The 22,048-nt window shown below is 64.4% G+C and carries 17 protein-coding genes; 2 read left to right on the top strand and 15 right to left on the bottom strand.

Features of this window, described 5'->3' with window-relative positions:
• Window positions 1-4 precede the first annotated feature (4 nt).
• The 10 genes from pgaA to AC07SI_RS05920 form a co-directional block, all read right to left on the bottom strand.
• The gene (gene pgaA / locus AC07SI_RS05965; RefSeq protein ID WP_065899520.1) at window positions 5-2,485 is read right to left on the bottom strand and encodes a poly-beta-1,6 N-acetyl-D-glucosamine export porin PgaA; all 2,481 of its coding nucleotides are present in this window, start codon (window positions 2,483-2,485) and stop codon (window positions 5-7) included.
• A 299-nt stretch (window positions 2,486-2,784) separates the two neighbouring features.
• Window positions 2,785-4,281 carry a YdgA family protein gene (locus AC07SI_RS05960; protein WP_065899519.1) on the bottom strand — a complete coding sequence of 499 codons (1,497 nt, stop codon included), beginning with the start codon at window positions 4,279-4,281 and terminating at the stop codon, window positions 2,785-2,787.
• A gap of 147 nt (window positions 4,282-4,428) precedes the next feature.
• A complete protein-coding gene (locus AC07SI_RS05955; RefSeq protein ID WP_065899518.1) occupies window positions 4,429-5,061 on the bottom strand; it encodes an NADH:ubiquinone oxidoreductase subunit N in 633 nt (210 codons plus the stop codon).
• Between the two features lie 81 nt (window positions 5,062-5,142).
• Window positions 5,143-6,585, bottom strand: coding sequence for an efflux transporter outer membrane subunit (locus AC07SI_RS05950; RefSeq protein WP_065899517.1), 1,443 nt, complete (start codon window positions 6,583-6,585; stop codon window positions 5,143-5,145).
• A complete protein-coding gene (locus tag AC07SI_RS05945) occupies window positions 6,582-7,472 on the bottom strand; it encodes an efflux RND transporter periplasmic adaptor subunit (protein ID WP_065899516.1) in 891 nt (296 codons plus the stop codon). The genes AC07SI_RS05950 and AC07SI_RS05945 overlap by 4 nt, the downstream gene beginning before the upstream one ends.
• Window positions 7,469-7,678, bottom strand: a complete 210-nt coding sequence (locus tag AC07SI_RS05940) for a DUF1656 domain-containing protein (RefSeq protein WP_012721577.1) — start codon at window positions 7,676-7,678, stop codon at window positions 7,469-7,471. The genes AC07SI_RS05945 and AC07SI_RS05940 overlap by 4 nt, the downstream gene beginning before the upstream one ends.
• Window positions 7,675-9,753 (bottom strand): FUSC family protein, encoded by a 2,079-nt coding sequence (locus AC07SI_RS05935; protein ID WP_282397482.1) that lies wholly within the window; start codon window positions 9,751-9,753, stop codon window positions 7,675-7,677. Before AC07SI_RS05935 ends, AC07SI_RS05940 begins: the two co-directional genes overlap by 4 nt.
• On the bottom strand, window positions 9,750-10,160 hold the full coding sequence (locus AC07SI_RS05930) for a MarR family winged helix-turn-helix transcriptional regulator (protein WP_065899514.1): 411 nt from the start codon (window positions 10,158-10,160) through the stop codon (window positions 9,750-9,752). Before AC07SI_RS05930 ends, AC07SI_RS05935 begins: the two co-directional genes overlap by 4 nt.
• A 265-nt stretch (window positions 10,161-10,425) precedes the next feature.
• Entirely contained in the window at window positions 10,426-10,671 is a 246-nt protein-coding gene (locus AC07SI_RS05925; protein WP_262135595.1) for a DUF2789 domain-containing protein, read from the bottom strand.
• 33 nt (window positions 10,672-10,704) lie between these two features.
• Window positions 10,705-12,309, bottom strand: a complete 1,605-nt coding sequence (locus tag AC07SI_RS05920; RefSeq protein WP_495005375.1) for a glycosyltransferase family 39 protein — start codon at window positions 12,307-12,309, stop codon at window positions 10,705-10,707.
• 179 nt (window positions 12,310-12,488) lie between these two features.
• Here AC07SI_RS05920 and AC07SI_RS05915 point away from each other — a divergent pair, with 179 nt between their 5' ends.
• Together AC07SI_RS05915 and AC07SI_RS05910 are read left to right on the top strand one after the other, a co-directional pair.
• Window positions 12,489-14,654: a PA5441 family protein gene (locus tag AC07SI_RS05915; RefSeq protein WP_495005374.1), complete on the top strand. Its 2,166-nt coding sequence runs from the start codon at window positions 12,489-12,491 to the stop codon at window positions 14,652-14,654.
• Window positions 14,651-15,355, top strand: coding sequence for a DUF3142 domain-containing protein (locus AC07SI_RS05910; RefSeq protein ID WP_495005373.1), 705 nt, complete (start codon window positions 14,651-14,653; stop codon window positions 15,353-15,355). Before AC07SI_RS05915 ends, AC07SI_RS05910 begins: the two co-directional genes overlap by 4 nt.
• Before the next feature lie 107 nt (window positions 15,356-15,462).
• Here the strand turns inward: AC07SI_RS05910 and AC07SI_RS05905 are convergent, their stop codons facing one another.
• The 5 genes from AC07SI_RS05905 to AC07SI_RS05885 form a co-directional block, all read right to left on the bottom strand.
• Complete coding sequence (locus tag AC07SI_RS05905; RefSeq protein WP_495005372.1) at window positions 15,463-17,913, bottom strand: TonB-dependent siderophore receptor; 2,451 nt, start codon at window positions 17,911-17,913, stop codon at window positions 15,463-15,465.
• A 92-nt stretch (window positions 17,914-18,005) separates the two neighbouring features.
• Window positions 18,006-18,956 (bottom strand): FecR domain-containing protein, encoded by a 951-nt coding sequence (locus AC07SI_RS05900; RefSeq protein ID WP_065899508.1) that lies wholly within the window; start codon window positions 18,954-18,956, stop codon window positions 18,006-18,008.
• The gene (locus AC07SI_RS05895; RefSeq protein WP_065899507.1) at window positions 18,953-19,462 is read right to left on the bottom strand and encodes a sigma-70 family RNA polymerase sigma factor; all 510 of its coding nucleotides are present in this window, start codon (window positions 19,460-19,462) and stop codon (window positions 18,953-18,955) included. The genes AC07SI_RS05900 and AC07SI_RS05895 overlap by 4 nt, the downstream gene beginning before the upstream one ends.
• Window positions 19,463-19,536: 74 nt before the next feature.
• Window positions 19,537-20,982, bottom strand: coding sequence for an efflux transporter outer membrane subunit (locus AC07SI_RS05890; RefSeq protein WP_495005371.1), 1,446 nt, complete (start codon window positions 20,980-20,982; stop codon window positions 19,537-19,539).
• Window positions 20,979-22,037: an HlyD family secretion protein gene (locus AC07SI_RS05885; protein WP_065899505.1), complete on the bottom strand. Its 1,059-nt coding sequence runs from the start codon at window positions 22,035-22,037 to the stop codon at window positions 20,979-20,981. Before AC07SI_RS05885 ends, AC07SI_RS05890 begins: the two co-directional genes overlap by 4 nt.
• Window positions 22,038-22,048: the final 11 nt, after the last annotated feature.

Below are 22,048 nucleotides of genomic sequence, written 5' to 3'. Positions count from 1 at the left end.
TCTTCTAGAAACGGTAAGTGAGGTCGACGAGCAGGCGCAGATCGCGTTCGCGATCGCCGTCATAAGGTCGGCTGATCAAGCTCAGGTTGGCGCCGGCTTCCAGCACGTCATTCCAGCGAATGCGTTGGCCGTAGCCGATCAGGCCGACCCCGCCGGTGGAGTAGTCGCGCTGGCTATAGGTACCCGCACCGACCTGGAACTGCTGACTCCACTGGGTCTCGTAGCGGTGATAGAGCACATGATTGACGGTGACGCTGGGCAACACGCTGAGGTCCGACTTGGGGTTGAAGTACACCGTGTCGTCCTTGGTGTTGCGGCTCGCGCCGACCTCCAGGCCCAGGTCGACTTGCACATGGGGCGAGCTGTAGATGCCCTCGCGGCCGGTGAGCAAGGCTTCGAGCCGATTGTTGCCGTCGCTGAAGTGGGACGGGCTCAGGGACAGTTTCCACTCGCGGCTTTCATTCGCGCGCCAGCGGATAAAGCCGCTGCCGCCGTTGGCGGTGACGTCGGCGTTCAACGCCCGCAACGGCGTGGTGGCCAGCAGGTAGCCGAGGCTGCCGCCGTATTGCCAGTTGTCGTTGATGTCGCGGGTGATCGACACCGCGGCGCCTTGCTTGGAGCCGTAGCCGTAGGAATGGTTGGAGACTTCAGCCTCCAGGGTCATGTCGCGGGTGCGCTGCTCCACGCCAACCCGCTGGAAACGGTGCTGGCCGGTGCCTTCGGTGAAGTCGGCGGTGGCATAACCGGCGCCGGCGAACACGCGCCAATCTTCATTGATGGGCGGGCTGTAGAGCACGCTTTCGATGCCCCAGTCGCGGCTGCCCGCGACCGCGCCCACGTCGTCATTGCCGCCACCGCCGTAGCTTTTACCGGTGTAGGCCTCGACACGCAGCTCGGCCATGTCGTGTACATCGCGCAGGCGGCTGAGGCGCTGCACCTGGCGGTTGTCCGGGTTGCGCGCGAGCACGTCGTCGGTCAGCGCGTCCATTTGCCGCCATTCCTGCAGATCCATCGCGGTGTAGGCCTGGCTCACTTCCAGGCCGATGTCGCGCGGCGCCTGGGCTTCGGTTTCCTTGAGGCTGCCCTCGGCCCGACGCGGCCATTCACGGGCGCGGTACATATCGGCCTGGGCCAGGCGCAAGCCGACGTTGCCCGGGGCCTTGGCCACCAGCGCTTCGAGGCCGGCTTCACTGCCTGGCAGGTCGCCGCCGTAAGTGCCGGCCTGGGCCGACAGTTGTTGCGCATCCATCCAGCTGTCGTTGGGGTTGCCGATCGGCAGGCCCTTGAGTTCCACCCGTGGGTTCTGGCTGTCGGCCAGGTTGCTGGCGACCTCGCGCGCTTCCATCACCTTGTCGCTCTCGAGCAAGGCATAGAACAGCGCGGTGCTGTCTTCGACGTGGTCCGCCGGGTCGGCGTCCGGCGCCGTGATGGCCTGGCGATAGAGTGGCTCGGCCTTTTCCGGCTCGCGCTGGTCGAGGTAGGCGGCGGCGACCCAGCGCACGGCATACGTCGGCAACTGCACGCCTTCGCTCTTGAGGGTTTCGTATTCGCGGATGACCTGCGCCATGCGCGCACGGGCCTTGAGTGCACCGAGGCGGTCGATGCGCCAGCGCACGACGTCGTCATGCGCAGTGGGGTCCGGGGTCCAGCGAGCGAGCAGCTTGTCGTAGTCCTGCAGCGCCCGGTCGGCGATGACATAGCGTTCCTGCTCCGTGCGCGTAGCGAACTCGGCCATGCGCACACGCTCGGCCGCCACGTCGCCTTCCAGGCGGCGCTGGGTGACATCATCCAGCAGGCCCGGACGCTTGGCCGACAGGCGCAGCGCGGCTTCCGGCAAGCGCGCCTTTTGCAGCGCGACGATGTACTCGCGAGCGACTTCAGGCTTGTCGCCGGTGCGGATAAACGCCTGGTCGAATTCAAACAGCGCGTCGTAATTGAGACCGGCACGGGTCAGCGCGTAGCCCAGCGCCATGCGGCGGTTGGGATCGTCCGGCTTGGCCGCCACCAGCGCGCGGGTGCGCTGCACGGCTTCGTTGGCCTGGCCGCCGTCGGCCTGGGTGAGCGCAAGGCCCAGTTGCAGGTCGACATTGTTCGGTTCACGCAGCAGCGCACGGCGATAGACTGCCTCGGCCTGCGCCCACTGCTTCTGGTTGCGATAGGTGCGCGCAACAGTGGCCAGCGCCTGGGAGGTCAGGTTGCGGTTCGCGCCCTGGGCCTCGTAAACCTTCAGCACTTCAGCGTCTTGCCCGGCCCAGCCGGCGATCACCAGATGGTCACTGATCTGGCCTGGCGTCTGGCGCTCGGCGGGCCATTGGCGCAGTTGCGTGAGGGCGGGAGTGAAGTTGCCGTTGCGCGCCTGAATGATCAGGGCGTCATAGGCCGCATCGGCCATGGCGAAGGTGGGGACCAGCAATTGGCTGCACAAGGCGACCCCGATGAGCAGTCGCAACCGTCCTGTGGCACTGAGTGGTAGGTTTCGCAACATATCGTGAGCTTCCTTACACACGGAAAGCTGTAACGATAGGTGGTCCTGAGCAATTTGCCTCAGGGTGTCGGCGTCTCGTGACCCGACCTAGCTTTCCTGTAGGAACTATCCCCGACGCTTGTATCGAAATGGACAATTCAGAACAATTGTTCAGAATTGCCGCAGATTCTGAAAAGCGAATGGGGGAGCGGGGTTGCGTGCGATAAGGGGGTGACGGCAAGGCTACGCGCCGACCGTTTGACCCTTATCGCAGGCAACCCCGCTCCCCCATTATTTATTTCGGGGTGATGGCGAAATTCTTACTGCGCGCCGCTCACCGCACCGACTTTGGACATCACGAAGCCAATGAACTGCTCAACGGTCATCTTCTGGCCGTTGAAGGTCACTTCATTGTTGGCGTAGTGCAGCTTGGACACCACGTCGCTGCCGACCAGGGTCGCCAGTTGCGTGCCGACCGCCATGCCGCTGACCATCTCGCTGGCCATCTGGGATTGCTGCTCGATGGCTTTAGGATCGGTCACGCCACCTACCTGCGCTTGCAGGGCGGCCACGTCGGCGATCATTGGCTTGGACAGGGTCAGGTTGGCGTCCAGCAGGGACACCATCTGCTTGCCCAGCTCGATCGGCGGCAGTTCCATGGAGGCCGGCTTGGCCAGGTCCACGACCAGGCTGAGCTTGCTTTCGCCGTGGGTGGTTTTCAACGACAGGTTTTCCAGCGCCAGGTGCGGCTTGGCGGCCAGCAACTGGTTGACGTTGGCTTCGGCCAGGGTCTGCTCGGCTTCGGTCAGTTGCAGCTCCGGCACCGGTTGGCCGGCAGCGGCGGCGGCTTGCACCGGCTGCATCTTGTCCTGGTACAGCTTGGTCAGCACCAGGCCCGACGGCACGTCGATGTTCTTCAGGCTCACGGCCATGGCAGCGGAGCCAACCGGTTTGCCCTGGTAGCCGATCTCGTCGATCTTGTAGTCAACGCGGCCATCCATGCTGTTGTCTTTGATTTCGCTGGTGTCTTTCTGCTCGAAGCCCTTGAGGGTCAGCACGGCTTTCTGCGGACCGAAGGTCAGCTTGCTGTCGGTCAGTTCAACGGTGTTCTGCCCGGTGTAGAAGCCGAAGGTGGATTTCTCCAGGTTGCTGGCGACGGTCAGGCCTGCAAACTCGGCGTCGAACGGCGTGCCATTGGCATCGATCACGGCGATCTTGAGGCTGTTCATGTAGCCATCGGCCTTGACCTTCTTGCCTTCGGCGGTGCTGTCGAAGTCCAGGTTGGCGCCGGAGAAGCTTGCCGAGGACGTTTCGTCCTTGTACTCCAGGGGCAGCAGTTCGAGGTTACCGCTGACCGAACGGTTGTAGCCGATATTGGCCACGCCCTTGAGCGGCGACACGTCCTTGGCGGCGGCGAACCATTTTTCGGTGGTGGCGTTCTTTTCCAGTTCGTAGTGACTGGTGGCCATGACCGGCAGCCATTTCAGCGACACCAGCCGCGAGAACGGCAGCGGGCCGTGTTCGATATGGTCGACAAACAGCAGTTCGGGATTGGGGTTCTGCTCGCCGAAGAACGAGCCTTGCGCCTTGAGGCGGTAGTGCGCGGTGCTGCTGAACAAGCCACGGTCCAGGGAGACCAGTTCCAGGGCGACGCTGCCGTCGACGCCGGCCATGGACCGTTGCAGTTCCTTGTTGGCGTCCTGCACCGCCGTTTGCAGCACGGGCTCCAGCTGCTTACCGGTGTACCAGGCGCCGCCTGCACTGACGACGCCAACGGCGACAACGAAACCCAAAAGAACAACTGCTGGCTTATTCATGAAGTGACCTGATCAAATCCTGTGAGAAGTGGGCTGTCTTCCTTGAACCCCAAAGGGGTTGGCTCAAGCCCGCCGAAAGCGGGGGAAGATTAGCACTGGCGGCCGCGGACGGCCCAGCTTTTCAGAGGGGTCAGGCGTGCAGTTGGTTCACGAGTACTCCAATTCGATCTCGTCGAGCTGGTGGTCAAAACTCTTCAGACGCGCGGTCCAGGTGTACACCAACACCTCAAACTCGCGGTGTATGACGGCATTGCCCGGGGTGTCGGTCTTGGGGTCGCAGAAGTCCAGTTGGTAGCGCTCGCGGGCCATCTGCGTGGCGACATCGGACAATTCCCGCGCGTTATTCAGCCAATGCCTACCTTCGGCGACCTGCTGATCGAGGGCCACACATTGTTTTTTCAGGACTTCGAGGCTTTTTTCCAGGGGCGTGCCAGTGAGGTCGCCCATGACTTCCTGAAAGGTGCGCCCAGGCTGCCAGTAGCTGCCCCAGAAATAGCGGTCGAACACGGTTTCGACCCGGCGCAGGGCAACCTTGGTGTCCCAGATGGCCACGCGGGTCTTGCCTTGTTCGAGGAGCTTTTTCTTCACGCGTTGATTTTGGTAGGAGGCCCACGCCACGACGCCGATGGACAGCGTGCCAATCACCAGGCACGCGCTGTCGAGAAACACCATGGCCTTGTCGATCTGATGGGCAAGCATGACGCCGTAGAAATAGGCAGCCGATAACAACACCAGTGCGAAGCACACGCACCAGAAAGCGGGAGCATAAGGGTTTTTCATTATTGGAATCCCCATGAGCAAACGCGAGCAGTGTCAGGCGGATCGTCACGGCGATCCACCTGACAAAGCATAGCTACCTGCTCAGGGTTTGCTGCCCTGTGACGCTTGCGTTCGTCCGCTTTCCCAACCACCGCCCAGGGCCAGGAACAGATCGATCTGGCTCATGGCAACCTGGGTGTTGGCCGCGGCCAGTTGCGCGCGGACGTCGGTGTAGGTGCGGGTGGCCTGCAGGTCGGCCAGGAACGACGCGCGGCCGGCCTGGAAGAAGCGGTGGGTCTGGTCGGCGGCTTCCCGTGCGGACTCGCCGGCCTCGGCCAGCGCGTCGCGCCGTTGCAGCTGCGCGGTGTATTGCGCGAGGCCGGTCTGGGTCTCGCGGATGGCATTCAGCACCACGCCATCGAAGTGGGCCAGGGCACCCTGGGTCGCGGCTTCGGCTTCGTGGATGCGCGCACGCGCGCCATTGGTGGGTAACGACCAGCTGATCAGCGGGCCAAAGCCCCAGCGGTTGGTGGGAGCGGTACCCAGGTCGTCGAGGATACCGACGGTGCCCACCGTGGCGCCGATGCTGATGTCCGGGTACAGCGCACCGGTCGCCACGCCGATACGCGCGGTGGCGGCGGCGAGTTGACGCTCGGCCTGGCGCACGTCGGGACGGCGCTTGAGCAGGGCCGCGCCGTCGCCCACCGGCAACAACTGGGCGATGTGCGGCAGCTCGGCGCAGGTGGCGGTGCCGGCCGGCAGTTGGTCCAGCGGCTTGGCCAGCAGCATCGACAGGCGGAACAGCCCGGCCTGGCGTGCGGCTTCGTAGCGCGGCATGTCGGCACGCAGGGATTTGTATTGGGTCTGCGAGCGGGTTACCTGGGTTTCATCCCCACGCCCGGCGTCGCGCAGGCGCTGGGTCAGCTTAGTGCTCTGGCCTTGCAGGTCGAGGGATTCGTTGGCAATCGCCAGCTCTTCATTGGCCGCGCAGACCTGGGTATAGGAGCGCACCACATCGGCCACCAGGGTGATGCGGGCGATATCGGCGGCGGCTTGCGCGGCGTCGGCGCTGGCCTGGGCGCTTTCGATACCGCGTTGCAGGGTGCCGAACAGATCGAACTGGTACGAGGTGCTGATGCTGGCGCTGCCGATGTTGGCCACCGGGACTTTTTCCGTCAGCAAATAGGCCTCACCCGACTCCTGCAGGCGCTGGGCCTCGGCCTTGGCGCCGGCACTCCAACCGCCGGCGGATTCGGCTTCCTGGGTCTGGAAACGCGCGCGTTGCAGGTTGGCGGCGGCCACGCGCAGGTCAGTGTTGGAAGCCATGGCCTGGCGCACCAACTCATCCAGGCGTGGGTCCTTGTAGAGCTTCCACCAGTCAGCCGGCACCGGCGCCGACACCACATTGTTGCCCTCGCCCGCCAGCTGCCCTTGCAGGTCGCCACGGTTGACGGCGGACTTTTCCGGCAGCTTGTAATCCGGCCCTACCACCTGGCAGGCCGACAGCAACAACCCCAACGCAGCGGTTGCCAGGAGCTGCTTCATGGTTTGTCTCCATCTTTGACCTTGTCACCGATGATCGACACCGTCGCCGTACGCCCGGCGATCATGCGAAAGTCCGCCGGCACATCGTCAAAGGCAATGCGCACCGGGATCCGCTGGGCCAGGCGCACCCAGCTGAACGCCGGGTTGACGTTGGGCAGCAGGTTGGAGCCGCTGGTGCGGTCACGGTCTTCGATACCGGCGACGATGCTTTGCACATGGCCGCGCAGACGCGCGTTGTCGCCGATCACGCGGATGTCCACGCTCATGCCGACGTGGATACCGTCGAGCTTGGTCTCCTCGAAGTAGCCGTCGATATGGAACGAGTTGCTGTCGACCACCGAGAGCACCGGGCGCCCGGCCGTCACGAACTCCTGGGCACGCGGCGCGCGGTCGTTGACGTAGCCGTCCACCGGGCTGCGGATCACCGAGCGGTCGAGGTTGAGCTGGGCGGAATCCACCGTCACCTGGGCTTCGGCCAGGGCCGATTGGGCACGGGCCACGCGCGATTGGCTTTCTTCCAGTTGCTCGCTGGGCACCAGGTTGCCGAGGCCGCGGTTACGCTTGTACTCGCGCTGGGCCTGGGCCAGGGTTTCCTGGCGGTCGGCCACGGCGGCCTGGGCTTGGCGCAGGGCCAGCTTGAAGCGGTCCTGGTCGACGGCGAACAGCACCTGGCCCTTGGTCACCAGTTGGTTGTCGCGCACCTCTACCTGCTGGATCAGCCCGGACACGTCCGGGGCGATTTGCACGATGTCGGCACGGATGTGCCCGTCACGGGTCCAGGGTGCAAACATGTAGTACATGACCATGCGCCACACAACGACAACCGCAAACGTCACGATCAACAACGTGAGGACTACACGGCCGATGGTCAAAAAAGGTTTTTTCATGTCATCAGGTATCGACTGAGTGAGTCCACCGCGCCCAGCAACAGCGCGTAGAGCCCCACATTGAACAATGCCCGGTGCCAGACCAGGCGATAGAAGTGGACGCGGGTCAACAGCCCGTGCACCACCAGGAACAACACGTACGTAATGCCCATCAGCACCAGCAGCGTGGGCAGGAACACCCCGCTGATATCCAGATCACCGATCATAAAGGCGCTCCATCAGGCAGCGGCGCTTCCATCTCCGTGCCACCAATAAATTCCACCCCCGGCAGCAGCGACAGGCGCAGGCCGGCCAGCGCATGCAGCAGGTGCAGGCGGGTGTCGTCTTCGTCTTGCAGGCCCTGGCCGTTGAGCGCGCGCCGGGTGCGGTCGAGGGTCATCAGCAGACCGCTGGGCGCGGGCAAGCGTTCACCCGCCTTGAGGCAGGCCTTGAAGTAACCGCCCACGCCTTCCACCACCTGGTTGAGCAGCACGCGCGGCACGCCGTAGATGCGCGGCGAGTACGCCAGCAGATCGAGCAGGTTGAGCGCCACGCGCAAATCGCGCAGGGCGGTGCCGGTGTCCTGGTTGATCAGGGCCAGGCGCGGCAGGTGCTGCATCAGGCGGTCGAGCATCTGCACGGCCATGTGCCGGTGTTCGGCCAGGGTCGCAGGCTCGGTGAGGCTGACGATGTCGCGCCAGCTGAAACGGGTCAGGCGCTTGGCCGCCAGCTCGGCACCGAAGGGCCGCGCGATCAGCGTCCACACGAACGCGAACAGCAGGCCCACGGGCCCGGCCAGGTTGACGTTGGCGAAGTTGAGGAAGTCCGCGTCGTAGGCGCCCTGGATGCTGATGAACGACGAGGTATTGACCAGCGTCAGCAGCATGCCGAGGTAGAAACGCGGCTGCACCGTGAGCGTGCCGATGCAGATAAACGGCACCGCGAACGCCAGTACCAGCATCGGGAAATCATGCAGGTTGGGCAGCACCAGGAACAGGTACAGGCTGGCGAACAGCACCGACATGGCAGTCCAGAAAAAGAACCGGTAGATCTGCGGCGCCGGGTCGTCCATCGAGGCGAAAAAGCTGCAGGCTACGGCGGCCAGGATCACTGCACTACCGCCGTCGGTCCAGCCGAGCAGGATCCACAGCACCGAGGCGACGATGATCGCGGTGACCGTGGAAAACGCCGAGTAGAACATCAGGCCACGGTCGAGAAACGGCGTGAGCCGGCCCAGGCGCCAGTGGCGGTAGACCGCGCGCCAGGTGTCCTGGCTTTCGCACTGGATGGCGGCTTGCAGGCTGCGGCAGTCCTGCCACAGGTCGATCCATTCGCCGAGGCGATACAGCGCATTGGAAAACAGCAGCGTGTGGCGGTCGTCCAGGGCTTCGCTTTCGGGTTGCAGGGCGTCGAGTTGGTCACGCAGGGCACGCCAGGCTTCGAGCGGCGCAGCGTGCGTGGTGCTTTCCAGCCATTGCCGGGAGGCTTCCAGTATCGGCGTGATGCGCTCGAGAAACTCCGGCGCGCGATGCTCCAGGGCATACAGGGCATCGTCGAGGGCATCCACCACCGGCAACAGGTGGATCATGCGCCCGCGCAATTCCTTGGTGTTGCGCACCGTCTGCGGCCGCGCGCCTTCGTGAGGCAACTGGCCGATCATCAATTCCAGGGTGTTGAAGGTGGCGACCATGCCGCCACGCAAGGTGCTGACCTCTTCCGGCTGCACATTGCGGCTAAGGAAACGCAGGCTGTAGACCTGCGCGTCGGCAAACCACTTGGCCACCGAGCCGTCGAACACCGGCATCAGGCGACGCGGCCAGAACATCGCACCGACCACCGCCGCGACCGCGATGCCCAGGAAGATTTCTTCCGTGCGCGCCTCGGCCACATCCCACACGGCCAGCGGGTTATCCACCACCGGCAGGGCGATCAGCGGCAAGGTGTAGCCAGCCAGCATCAGAGCGTAGTTGTTGGCGGTGCGCAGGTGCATGGAAAGGAACAGCAGAATCCCGGTCCACAGCGCGATCACCACCACCAGCACGTAGGGCGACTGCACGAACATCGGCACAAAAACCACCGCCGCCGCCGCGCCCATGAAGGTGCCGATGGCGCGGTACAGGGCTTTGGAGCTGGTAGGCCCGACAAACGGGCTGGAGACGATATACACCGTGGCCATCGCCCAATACGGGCGCGGCATCTGCATGAGCATGGCGATATACAGGGCGATCATCGACGCCGCAAAGGTGCGCACGCCGTAGAACCAGTCGCGGGCCGGTGGGAAACCGGTAAAAAATCCGTTCAAAGTGTCGCCGCCTCAAAGGCACGCAATACCCGCAGGGCCGCTTCCAGGTCGTTCGCAGCGATGTCCGCCAGCACGTCCTTGCGCAGGCGCACCAGTTGTTCTTCAACCGCTTGCACCAGCTCGCGCCCACGCTCGGTGAGGCTCAAGGCCTTGGCCCGGCGGTCGTGGACATCTTCGGTGCGGCACACGTAGCCGCCGCTGCACAACTGGTCGAGCAGGCGCACCAGCGACGGGCTTTCCATGCCGGAGGCCTGGGCCACCTTGACCTGATGCACACCGTCGCCCAAGCGGCCGATCATCAACAACGGCACGGCGCAGGCTTCGGAAATGCCATAGCTCACCAGCGTGGTCTGGCAGATTTTGCGCCAGTTGCGGGCGCCCACCACCATGCTGCTGCTGAGGTTCATCTGGAGTTGTTCGAGGGTCTGGGACACTGAATAATTCGCATACAGTTAGTTTGCTAACTATCAATATGGTGGATGGATCCAGAGCCGTCAAGTTTTGAAACAATTTGCCGGATGGGTGGTGGAGACGCAGGGGTAAGTAAAGCGGGATTCGGCGCCGGCGCTGGATTTTCAGCGGGGAATGCTACTTGGCAGCACCTCTGTGGGAGAGGGCTTGCTCCCACGTGCAGATCAGTGATGGATTCAAAGCGACTGAGGCACAGGGCGCCTAGCCCCCTCGACCACCGCGCAACATCAGGTTCAACTCATCCACCACTTCAGCCCAATCCGCATCCTCCAGAATCTCCTCGCGCAGAAACGCGCGCTGACTCTCTGACCAGAAAAACGCCTCCGCCAGGTTCAAATCCGGCTTGAGCGGCGAATGCACCGCCACAAACTGCTCGATACTCACCGGGTCATCCGGCAACCCCAGTTGTTTGAACAGTGACGGCAAGCTGTGCACGGGCGATTCCATGATGGGCTCCTGATGGAAGGGGTTTAACCGAGTCTAGCGGCAGCCCTCGGGTTGCGCCGACGGCACGTTGCACAACACAAACAGACGCGCCCTCGCGCCGCCGCCGTCCTGACGACTCAGCTCGCGCCAACCCTCGGGCAGCGGGGCGAAGTCATCCGGCGCCTCGTTGCTGCTGATCAGCCACACGCGACGGCTTTCGACAGGCAGCGCCGATAGACGGTCGAGGTAGATGCGCCCGCCGTCCTGGTCCACCAGGGTGCCGAAGCCGTAGGCGTTCGGCCGGGTGGGCGTACCGTCGGGCTTGGGCGGGGTGTAGAGCTGCAATTGCGCGTCGGTCTGGTCGTAATACACGTAGCTGAGGTACCACAGCATGTCGCTGAGGACGATGCGGTCACCTTCCTGGTAGTTGCGGTTGACGAACTCCACCGGCACGTTGAATTGGTCGTGCTCATCCACCGTGAAGTTGTTTTTGAGGCCCACCAATTCCACGCCGACAAACAGCACGAACAGCGCCGCCCCCAGCAATGAAAAACGTGCCGGCAGGCGGTCGATGGCCAGCGCCACGAGCATCGGCAAGGCCAGGGCATAGGCGGTGAGATAGCGCTCGATAAACACCGGGGAGATGAACGACACCCCATACACCAGCAACAGCGGCAGCAGCAGGAACAGCGCCAGCAGGCAGGCCGGACGGTAACGTTCACGGTCACGCACGGCGGTGATCACCACCACGGCAACCAGCAGCAGCGGGTACAGCCAGAACAGCAGGGGCCAGAAACCGACGCCTTCATCCTGAAGCACGAACTGCCAGATCATCGACGGCAGGGAGAACAGGTTGACCGGATCTTCCCAGCCAATATCACCGCCGACCTTGAGCTGGTCGACGTGCTGGACCAAATCCCACAGGTTCGGCAACCACGGCAGGTACAGCAACACAATCACGGCGTTGGTCACCCACCAGGCCGGGCGCGCGAGCAAGCGCTGGCCGCGCGGCTGCGTGCGCCACAGCACACCGAGGTAGGCCCAATGCACCAACACGCACAGTGCAGTGAAGTAATGGGTGTAGAAACCGGCAGTCATCAACAGCACATACACCGCCAGGTAACGCGTGCGCCCGGGGTGGCGCACCCAGTACACCAGCGCCAGCGTGGCAGCCAGCAGCCACACACCCAGCAACGAATACATGCGCACTTCCTGGCTGTAGCGCACTGCCGTGGGCAGCAGCGCCAGCAGGATCCCCGCCAGCACCGCGGCACGCCGGGTGGACAGTTGCCGCGTCAGCCAGATCCCCAGGCCCACGGCGATCACGCCGGGGATCGCACTCATGCCGCGAATCGACAGGATGCTGTCACCGAACAGTTCGATCCAGCCGCGCAGCAGGAAAAAGTACAGCGGCGGGTGCACATCGTGGGCCGCGTGAAACCACAGGTCGGCCGCCGCGTACTCGCTGAGCAGCAGGCTGGAACCTTCATCGCCCCAGATCGCCGCCGAGGTCAGGCCATAAAAACGCAGGCCCACGGCCAGGGCCAGGATCGGCACCCACCACAATCGGCTGAGCCAACCGGCACCTTCCCACGTGAGTCGATTGAATGCGGGCAACGTCCCGACCTTTTCGTTTTGCTCTACCACAGACCGACGCACCTCGATTTCCCTAGCACTGCCCTGATTGCCTCAGTGCAAACACCGCCACTCTAGGACAAAAGCCCCCGGTTCGCTTCTGGAATCGGACAAATCAGCAATTTGTGTAGGGCTTCACCGAAGCACCCGCAGGAACAGGCTATTATTGGCGCCCTCCAAGGACTCAGGATCAAGGACACGTCATGCGCATCGGTTTTCTGTCACCCCTGGCACTGGCACTGCTCGCCGGTATTTCCCAGCCGGCACTCGCCAGCTCCGACGACTCGTGCTACCCCGACTGGCGGGTCTCGCATGACAGCCTCGATGCGTGCAGCAACCAGCCCTTTCTCAGCCCGGGCAACGACAGTCGCGTGAACCTGCGCTTGCTGCTGGCCGACAAAAAGGCCGCGCCCCTGGCGCCGAATGCCTTGAGCGAGGACGACCTCTCCCAGGGATTCGGCCCGGTGCCGTTCCCGGCATACCGCCTTGTACCGATTCCCGCTGCGAACGAAGCGTCCGACACCCCGCCGGGCAACTCGCGTACAGCCGAACTCGAGACGTTGCTGCAACCCCTGGGCATCCCGCGCGGCGACGTCACGCCCGCCGGTGACGCCTTCCTCAACGGCGAAGGCAGCCGTTGCCGCAGCAACAACGAGGACAGCGCCACCGCGTTTATCCGCCAGGTGATCAAGGCCGACATGCCGCCGGCCGAGCGCGACCTGCTGATCAAGGCGCGCCTGCAGTTGCTCGGCACCTGCACCTGGGAGGGCCAGGTGCTCGACGCGCAGCAGACCTCGTCACCCAATGCACAACTGCTGCGCACTTACCTGCAGGCCGCCGCCGACTTCTACAGCGGACGCTTCAGCGATGCCGAACGGGGCTTTGCCGCCGCCAGCAGCAGCGAGCTGCCGTGGCTGAAGGAAACCGCGCTGTACATGACTGCGCGCGCGTCACTCAACCAGGCGCAGGCTGAGGCGTTCGACCAATACGACATGCCGCAGCTCGACCATGTGGATAAGTCCGCGCTGGGCGATGCCGAAGCGGGCTTTCTCGGCTATCTGAAAACTTATCCACAGGGCGCTTATGTGGCCTCTGCCCATGGCCTGCTGCGCCGGGTGCATTGGCTGGCGAACGATGACGACAAGCTCGCCGCCGACTTTGCCTGGCAACTCACCGACGCCAGCGACGCCCAGCGCAATGTGTCGGTGGACGAACTGGTGGAGGAAGCCGACCTCAAGTTGCTGATAGGCAGCAGTCGCCTCGGCGACCCGATGCTGCAGGCGGTCAGGGACCTGATGCTGATGCGCACCCAAAACCCGCCGCGCTTGAGCCGCGAAGATCTCGACAAGCAGAAAGCCACATTTGCCAACGAGCCGGCCCTGTTCGACTACCTGCAGGCGGTGTACGCCTTGTACGTGGAACATCAACCCGAAAATGCCTTGAAGCACCTGCCCCGGGACGTGCCGTCAAACCTGGATTACTTCGCCTTCAGCCAGCAGACCCTGCGCGCCCTGGCGCTGGAAGCCCAGCAAGACTGGAAAGGCGCCGAGGCGCTCTGGCTGCAACTGCTGCCGCTGGCCAAGCAACCACTGCAACGCGATCAGCTGGAACTGGCCCTGGCCATGAACTACGAGCGCAGCGGCCAGTTGGCCAAGGTGTTTGCGGCCGACTCGCCGATCAGCGCCAAGCAGGTGCGCTACATCCTGCTGCGCAACGTCGCCGGGCCTGAGTTGCTGCGTCAGCAAATTGCCCAGGCCAGCGACCCGCTGGAGCGCCAGACCGCGCAATTCGTGCTGCTCTACAAAGACCTGCTGCACGGCCAGTTCGCGACCTTCGCCGAGGACTTCAAGCAACTGCCCGCCCAGGCGCCGGAAGACAAACTGGGCACCAGCCTGGGCTACGTCTACAGCGCCAGCCAGAGCTTGAAACTGTTCCAATGGAACGGCGACAAAGCCGAATCCGGCTATGCCTGCCCGAGCATTTTGCACACCGCCGGGATGCTTCAAGCCGACGCGAAAAACCCTCAGGGCCTGAACTGCTTCGGTGAGTTCATCCTGCGCAACGGCCTCGACGGCATGCCGCTTGAGCAAGCGCGCGCCGCCGGTAGCCTGGGCAGCACTGCATCGGACTTCAAGGGTGAGACCTTCTCGCGGCTGGACGGTTACAAGCTCGTCATCGGCAATCCCAAGGCGCCGAAGAATGACAAGGCCTATGCACTGTTCCGCGCCATCAACTGCTACGCGCCCGCCGGCTACAACAGCTGCGGCGGCCAGGACGTCGAGCCGGCCGTGCGCAAGGCCTGGTTCCGCCAGCTCAAGAGCGGGTTTGCCGACACCCAGTGGGGCAAGTCGCTGCAGTACTACTGGTGAAGCACCTGTGGCTCGGCTTGCTGTTGCTGGCAAGCCCGGCCTTCGGCGCCGTCGACGCGGGTGACTATGACGCCTTCTGGCTGTGGAGCGGCGTCGCACCGCAGCCGGTGCTCAAGCAGGCCAAGACCCTGTACATCCTCCAGGGCCAGATCAACGCTACACGCCGCGCCCCGCAGCGCGGCGTGCAACTGATCGCCCAGGGCATCAGCGTGCCGCGCCTGAGCCGCGGTGCAGTCTGGGTGGTGTATCGCGCCCACACCCTTCACTGGCCGGAGCGCGTCTACACCCAACTGCTGGGCCAGGTGCAACGTTGGCGCGACGCGGGCAACCCGGTGGTCGGCATCCAGATCGACTTCGACGCCCGCACCCAATACCTGCACGAATACGCCGACTTCCTGCGCGACCTGCGCCAACGCCTGCCGGCCGACCTGCGCCTGAGCATCACCGGCCTGATGGACTGGAGCAGCAACGCCGACCCCGCCGCCATCGCCCAGCTCAAGGGCGTGGTGGACGAGGTCGTGGTGCAGACCTATCAAGGGCGCCAGAGCATCCCGGACTACGCGGCATACCTGCCCCGCATGAATCGGCTGGGGCTGCCGTTCAAGATCGGGCTGATCCAGGGTGGGGAGTGGGATGAGCCTGGGTATTTGCAAGGGAGTGAGTGGTTCAGAGGGTATGTGGTGTTTCTACGGAACCCGTGAAAGGCACAAAACTGTAGGAGCCCGGCTTGCCGGCGATGGCGGCCTGAAGAGCTGAGGTGCTTTCAGACCTTATCGCCGGCAAGCCGGGCTCCTAAAGGTTCAGGGGGTCACCAGTCATACGTCAGGCTTGAGACCACCGTGCGCCCTGCTCCGTAGTAGCAATCCAGGTCGCTGGTGCACTGCGACACATACGTCTTGTTGGTGAGGTTCTGCACGTTCATCGCCAGTTTCACGCCCTTGAGCTTGAGCGGTGAGGCGCCCAGGTCGTAACTCAGGCTCGCGTCGTAGACGCTGTACGACGGCACGCTGAACGCGCCTTCGAAGTAGTCGCCCAGGCTTTGGCGCGCATAGCGAACGCCCAGTCCGGCGCCGACGCCGGCCAGCGGCGTATCGCCCAGCACGGTGTAGTTGACCCACATCGAGGCAGTGAGCGGCGAGATCCCGGCAGGATGGCGGCCTTCACGGCCTTCTTCATCCTTGGTGTACTTGATGTCGTTGCGCGAGGCCGAGGCGATGACCTCCCAGGCATCGCTGAGGGCCGCCTTGGCTTCCAGCTCCACACCGCGCGAGCGCATGGCGCCGCTCTGGGTGCTGAAGGTCTCGGTGGGGTTGGTGGTGATCACGTTTTCCTGGTCCAGCTGATACACCGACACCTGCACAAAACTCTTCTGGCCCGGCGGCTGGTACTTCATGCCGACTTCATATTGCTTGCCGGTGGAGGGGTCGAACGGTTTGCGCTGGGCGTCGGTACCGGTCAGCGGCAGGAACGACTCCGAGTAGCTGACAAAAGGCGCCAAGCCGTTATCGAACAGATACACCAGGCCCGCGCGGCCGGTGAAGGCTTCGTCCTTGCTGGCAAAACGTGTGCCTTGCAGCGGTTCCTTGTTCACCACGCTGGCCCAGTCATAGCGACCACCGAGCACCACGGCCCACTTATCCAGTTTGATCTGGTCCTGCACGTACAGCCCGGTCTGGCTCAGGGTGCGGTCCCAACGATACGGCTGGCCGAAATCCAGGCGTTGGCCGTAGACCGGCTTGAACAGGTCGATCACCGGCGGATTGCGGTCATACCGGCCATGGAACAGGGAACCGGAGTGGTAGTAATCCAGGCCGATGATCAGGGTGTGAGCCAACGCCCCCGTGTCGAATTCGGCCTGGGCAATGCTGTCCACGCCAAACACTTTGTTGTTCTGCGCCCAGTCCACGCCGAAGCGTTGCAGGTAGCGTTGGTCCTGCACGCCGGTGGCCGGGTTGGCGACGAAACGGTAGCCGTGCAACGGTGCGGTGTAGCGGTCATCCACCTCGGCGTAGCGCGCGTTTTGCTTGAGGGTCCAGGTGTCGTTGAGGCGATGGGAAATCTCGTAGCCCAGCGCGTACTGCTCGCGGTTGTACTGGTTGACGCCCGGCTCGCCGAGGAACAAGTCGCGCTTGATCTTGCCGTTGGGGTTCGCCCACAAGGTGCCGGACGCCGGCAGGCCTTGGGCTTCGGGCACGCCTTTGTCTTTCTGATACTGGGCGAACAGCGTCACGCGGGTGTCGTCGTTGGGCTGCCAGGTGAGGCTGGGCGCGATGAACTGGCGCTTGTTTTCGACGTAATTGATCTCGTCCTGCCCGTCGTTGGCCAGGCCGGTGAGGCGGTAGAGGAATTGCCCCTGCTCATCCAGCGGGCCGCTGAGGTCGATGGCCGCGCTCTTGTGCTCATAGGTGCCGGCTTGCAGCACCACCTGGTGCACCGGGGTTTCGCTGGGGCGCTTGCTGACCATGTTAACGATACCGCCGGGCTGGTTCTGCCCATACAGCACCGAGGCCGGGCCCTTGAGCACTTCGATGCGCTCCAGGGAGTAGGGCTCGATCTGCAACGCGCCACCCGTGCTGCCGCCGCCGTAGGGCAGGTGCAACCCGTCGAGGTACAAGGGCGTTGGCGTGAAGCCGCGCGAGGTCGGCTCGTCGAACAACTTGACCCGGTCAGCAAAGCCGCCGGCGGTCATGCCTGGGGTGTAGAGCAACGCCTGGGTGACACTCTGGGCACCGCGCGCCTTGATCTCGGCGGCGGTGATCACGTTGATGGTCTGGGGAATTTCCACCAGTGCCGAATCAGTCTTGCTGCCGGACGCGCTGCGCGTGGCGACGATACCGTCCACCGGTCCCCAGGCGCTTTCCTGGGCCTGCTGGCCGCTGATCTGGGTGGCACCGAGCTGCAACGGCCCGCCACCGGAAATCGCCTGCAACGACCACCCGCCCTGGGCCTGCACCGCCACCAGGCCGCTGCCCGCGAGCAACCGCTCCAGGCCCGACCCGACGCCGTAACGCCCCTGCAGGCCGCCACTGCGTTTGCCCTCGGTCAATGTGGCGTCGACCGATAACAAAATGCCCGAGGCACTCGCGAAATGGTTCAAGGCCTGATCGAGACTGCCCGCCGGGATGTTGTAGGCGCGCGTTGCCTCAGTGGTGTCTTCGGCGTGAACCTGGATCGGCAGCATCGGCACCGTCGCCAGCAGGCTGACAAACAAGCCACGGCGCAGGGCGCGGGCCAAGGGTTGGATTGGGTGGTGCAGCATTGCAGGACTCCCCGTGAGAACGCTTCTTGATTGGCTTTCAAGAGGTATCCCGAACGGATCGCGCAAACCGACAAGAGCTGAAGAAAAAATAATCAGGCCCGCGCCTTGATGGTCACCCAGTAGCGCGTCACCGACTGTACCTGCACCGGCAGCGAACGCTCCAGGGCCGCGAGGATTGCGTCGGTATCGTTCAGGGGGAAGACGCCGGTGAGCAACAGGCCCGATACCGCCTGGTCACAACGCAACAGGCCCGGGCGGTAACGGCTCAGTTGCGCGACGAACTCGCCCAACGGCTGGCGCTCGGCGATCAGCCGATGCTCGGTCCAACTGCTGGCTGCGGCGCTCACTGGCGGCAGCGCTGAACTGTGCCGCGCATCGAACCACAGGCTGTCGCCGGCATTCATCTGCACCGCCGGGCCATGTCGCGGGGTCACTCGCACGCGGCCTTCGTACAGGTCGACGCGGCTCCCCTCGGGCAGTTCGCGCACGGCGAAACGAGTGCCCAGCGCCTGCACATCACCGGCAGGCGTTTCGACGATCAGCGGGCGCACCGGGTCGTGGCCGCTGGTCAGCAGGACCTCGCCACGGATCAAGCGAATGCGCCGCTCGCTGGCGCTGAAACGCAGGTCCACCGCGCTGTCGCTGTTCAGGTCCAGGCGCGTGCCGTCGCTGAGGGTAACGTGGCGAATCTCGCCGGTGGGGGTGCGGTAGTCGGCGAAGGTGGCCTGCCAGGGTTCGCTGCGTTGCACCAGGTAGCCGCTGCCGCCGGCCACCAGCAGCAGGCCGAGCAGCTTGAGCGCGGCGCGGCGCTGAGTGTCCGGGGTGTCGCGCAACACCGCGCGGGCGCTGTCGACCGGCACGCCGCCGAGGGTTTGCTGCAGGTGCTGCAAGCGTTGCCAGGCGCGGCGATGCTCCGGATCGGCGGCCTGCCATTGGGCAAACGCCTCGTGCTGCTGGCCCTGCAGCTCACCGCCCCACTGCAGCATCAGCCATTCGCTGGCCTGCTCGACAATGGCCGGGGCGATGGGCGCGTCATGCCTCATTCTGCGTACGCCACCTGGTAGCAGGCGACGATGGCGCGGGTCATGTACTTTTGCACCGAGCTGACGGTCACGCCCAGGCGCTCGGCGATCTGCGCATAGCTCAAGCCTTCGAACTGTGACAGCAGGAATGCACGGCGCACATTATCGGGCATGCGGTCGAGCATGGCGTCGATCTGCATCAGCGTTTCGAGGATCAGCGCGCGGGTCTCCAGCGACGGCGACTCAGGCTCAGGCAAGTGCGCAATGCTTTCCAGGTAGGCGCGCTCGATGCGCAGGCGACGCCATTGGTCGATCACCAGGTTGCGCGCGATCTGTGCCAGGTAGCTGCGGCTTTCCTTGTCACCGGGGAAGCGCCCGGAGACCAGCAGGCGCAGGAAGGTGTCCTGCGCCACGTCAGCGGCATGTTCACGATCGCCCAGGCGCTTGCGCAGCCAGCCTTGCAGCCAGCCGTGATGATCGCGGTACAGGAGGTGAAGCTGTTGCTGGCCGTTGGTCGCGGTGTCCATGAAAAGCTCAGATACACTATTGAGAGCAATTATCATTACACCTTGTTTCGCGGCTGGCAAAAACTCTTTGCGGTTCAGCGCCCGGCCGTTTGCAGCGGATACACCGATTCCCAGCCGCCACCCAGCGCTTTGTACAAGCCGACCATGGCCAGCGACACCCCGGTAGAACTCTCCACCCACTGCTCCTGAGTCGCGAGCAGCGCGCTCTGGACGGTGAGTACGTTGACGAAATCCACCACGCCTTCGACGTACTGTTGTTGTGCCGTGCTCAGGGCGATCTGGTTCTGACGCACCGCTTCGGCGAGGCTGTCGCGGCGCAGTTGGCTGGCGTTGTAGCGGGTCAGTTGGTCGTCGATTTCATGCCAGGCGCGCAGCACCGTCTGCTGGTACGCGAGGGCCGCTTCCTGCTGCTGGGCTTCGCGCAGGTCCAGCATGCCTTGCAGGCGCCCGCCGTTGAACAACGGCAGGCTCAATTGCGGGCCGAAGGCAAACGCGCGCGAGCCCCACGAGCCAAAATCCGACAGCTGCATGGCCTGCGAGCCGAGGCTGCCGGACAAGGTGATGCGCGGGTAAAAATCACCCTTGGCCACGCCAATACTGGCGGTGGCGGCGTGCAGGCGCGCCTCGGCCTGGCGGATATCCGGACGACGCTCGGCCAGCTCCGACGGCAGGCCGATGGCAACCTGGCGCTGGGTCTGCGGCACGCCAGCGTCCTTGGACAGTTGCGCGTGCAAGGCCTGGGGCGGTTCGCCCATCAACAGGCTCAGGGCGTTGATCAATTGGTCCTGGCGTTGCTGCAGATCCGGCAGGCGCGCTTCGATGGCGGCGACCTGGGCGGCGGCTTCGGCCACGTCCAGGTCGGTGGCCACGCCGTCGGCCAGGCGCAGTTGCGACAGCTTGAGGCTGTGGCGCGCGACGTCGAGGTTTTGCTCGGTGACGGCGCGGGTGTTCTGCACGCCGCGCAGTTGGATGTAGTCCTGGGCAGTCTCGGCGAGCACCGACAACAGCACCGCGCGGCGGTCGTTTTCGGCCACTTGCAGGGTGGCGTCGGCGGCTTCGGTTTCGCGTTTGACGCGACCCCAGAAATCCAACTCCCACGACGCGGTGAACCCCATGTCCCACTGGTTGAAGGCCGACCGGCCATTTTTGCCGGACGGGTCGCTCAAGCCTTTGCCGCTGTTGCGCTGGCGCAGGTAATCGCCGGTAGCGTTGACGTTGGGATAGCGCTCGGCGGTGGTCACCTGGCGCACCGCGCGGCTTTGTTGCAGGCGGCTGCTGGCGAGCTTCAAGTCGAGGTTATCGGTCAGCGCACGGCGTGTAAGTGCCGACAGTTGCGTGTCGTGGAACACATCCCACCAGCGCTCCTGCAGCGGGTCGCTGACCGCGCGACTGGCGGCCTGACGGCCCTGCGGCTCGGCCCATTGCGTCACCTGCGGGCTCTGGGGCCGCTGGAAATCCGGGCCGACGGTGCACGCGCTCAGGCTGATCAGGCTCACGGTGAGCCAGGCAAGGTGTCTCATTGCTGGGCCACCTCACGCTGCTGTGCGACAGGCCGGGTGTCGACACTTGCTTCCACCGACATCCCCACGCGCAGGCGCTCGGTGTGGGCCTGGTTGGGCTCGAGCACGATCTTCACCGGAATGCGCTGCACCACCTTGGTGAAGTTGCCGGTGGCGTTGTCCGGCTTGACCGAAGCGAAGGTCACCCCGGTCGCCGGCGCAAGGCTTTCCAGGTGGCCGTTGAGCAACTCGCCGTCGAGGCTGTCGACGCGCACCTGCACGGCCTGGCCGGCGTGCATGTGCGAGAGCTGGGTTTCCTGGAAGTTGGCCACCACGTAGGCCTCGGCCAGCGGCACCACCGCGAGGATCTTGCTGCCCGGCGTCACGTAGGCGCCGACCCGCACCGCACGCTCACCGACCATGCCATCCACCGGCGCGACGATGCGCGTGTAGGACAGCTGATAACTGGCCATTTCCAGCGCCGCCTGGGCGCGCTTGAGCCCACCTTCGGCGGCATCGCGCTGGGCCGTGAGGATTTCCACCTGCTTGCGCTCGGCCGCCAGCACCGCCGTGGCATTGGCCAGGCGTGCGGTGGCCTGGTCGATGCGGGTCTTGGCTTGCTGAGCGTTTTGCACGGTGCCCGCGCCGACGCCGGCCAGATGGTTGTAGCGATTCAGTTCGTGCTCGGCGAAGGCCACTTCAGCGCGGTCTGCCGCCACGGTGGCCTGGGCCTGGGCGATCACCGAGCTTTGACGCTCCAGGGTCGCGCTGGCGTTTTTCAGCTGGGCCTGGGCGACCAGGGTGTCGGCATCGGCCGCTTGGGCGGCGGCGCGAAAATCACGGTCGTCGATCAGCGCCAGCAGTTGGCCGGCCTTGACGCGCTGGTTGTCTTCCACCAGCACTTCCTTGATAAAACCGGCCACGCGCGGCGCGACCAGGGTGAAGTCGGCGGCGACGAAGGCATCGTTGGTGGTCTGGCGCTTGCTGCCCAACACACCGGGCGCCACCAGGTACACCAGCACGCCGACGGCGAACACGGCGATTACGGAGACGGCAATTTTGTCTTTGCGTTTCATGAAAATTCCTT

This window comes from Pseudomonas sp. GW821-FHT05D12 (assembly GCF_059419825.1).
Note: the sequence above shows the minus strand (reverse complement) of the source record. Positions and strands in the feature narration are given on the sequence as shown.

Coding starts and splice junctions, on each gene's coding strand:
- pgaA (WP_065899520.1), bottom strand. CDS start 2,485: ATGTTGCGAAACCTACCACTCAGTGCCACAGGACGGTTGCGACTGCTC.
- AC07SI_RS05960 (WP_065899519.1), bottom strand. CDS start 4,281: ATGAATAAGCCAGCAGTTGTTCTTTTGGGTTTCGTTGTCGCCGTTGGC.
- AC07SI_RS05955 (WP_065899518.1), bottom strand. CDS start 5,061: ATGAAAAACCCTTATGCTCCCGCTTTCTGGTGCGTGTGCTTCGCACTG.
- AC07SI_RS05950 (WP_065899517.1), bottom strand. CDS start 6,585: ATGAAGCAGCTCCTGGCAACCGCTGCGTTGGGGTTGTTGCTGTCGGCC.
- AC07SI_RS05945 (WP_065899516.1), bottom strand. CDS start 7,472: ATGAAAAAACCTTTTTTGACCATCGGCCGTGTAGTCCTCACGTTGTTG.
- AC07SI_RS05940 (WP_012721577.1), bottom strand. CDS start 7,678: ATGATCGGTGATCTGGATATCAGCGGGGTGTTCCTGCCCACGCTGCTG.
- AC07SI_RS05930 (WP_065899514.1), bottom strand. CDS start 10,160: ATGAACCTCAGCAGCAGCATGGTGGTGGGCGCCCGCAACTGGCGCAAA.
- AC07SI_RS05925 (WP_262135595.1), bottom strand. CDS start 10,671: ATGGAATCGCCCGTGCACAGCTTGCCGTCACTGTTCAAACAACTGGGG.
- AC07SI_RS05915 (WP_495005374.1), top strand. CDS start 12,489: ATGCGCATCGGTTTTCTGTCACCCCTGGCACTGGCACTGCTCGCCGGT.
- AC07SI_RS05905 (WP_495005372.1), bottom strand. CDS start 17,913: ATGCTGCACCACCCAATCCAACCCTTGGCCCGCGCCCTGCGCCGTGGC.
- AC07SI_RS05900 (WP_065899508.1), bottom strand. CDS start 18,956: ATGAGGCATGACGCGCCCATCGCCCCGGCCATTGTCGAGCAGGCCAGC.
- AC07SI_RS05895 (WP_065899507.1), bottom strand. CDS start 19,462: ATGGACACCGCGACCAACGGCCAGCAACAGCTTCACCTCCTGTACCGC.
- AC07SI_RS05890 (WP_495005371.1), bottom strand. CDS start 20,982: ATGAGACACCTTGCCTGGCTCACCGTGAGCCTGATCAGCCTGAGCGCG.
- AC07SI_RS05885 (WP_065899505.1), bottom strand. CDS start 22,037: ATGAAACGCAAAGACAAAATTGCCGTCTCCGTAATCGCCGTGTTCGCC.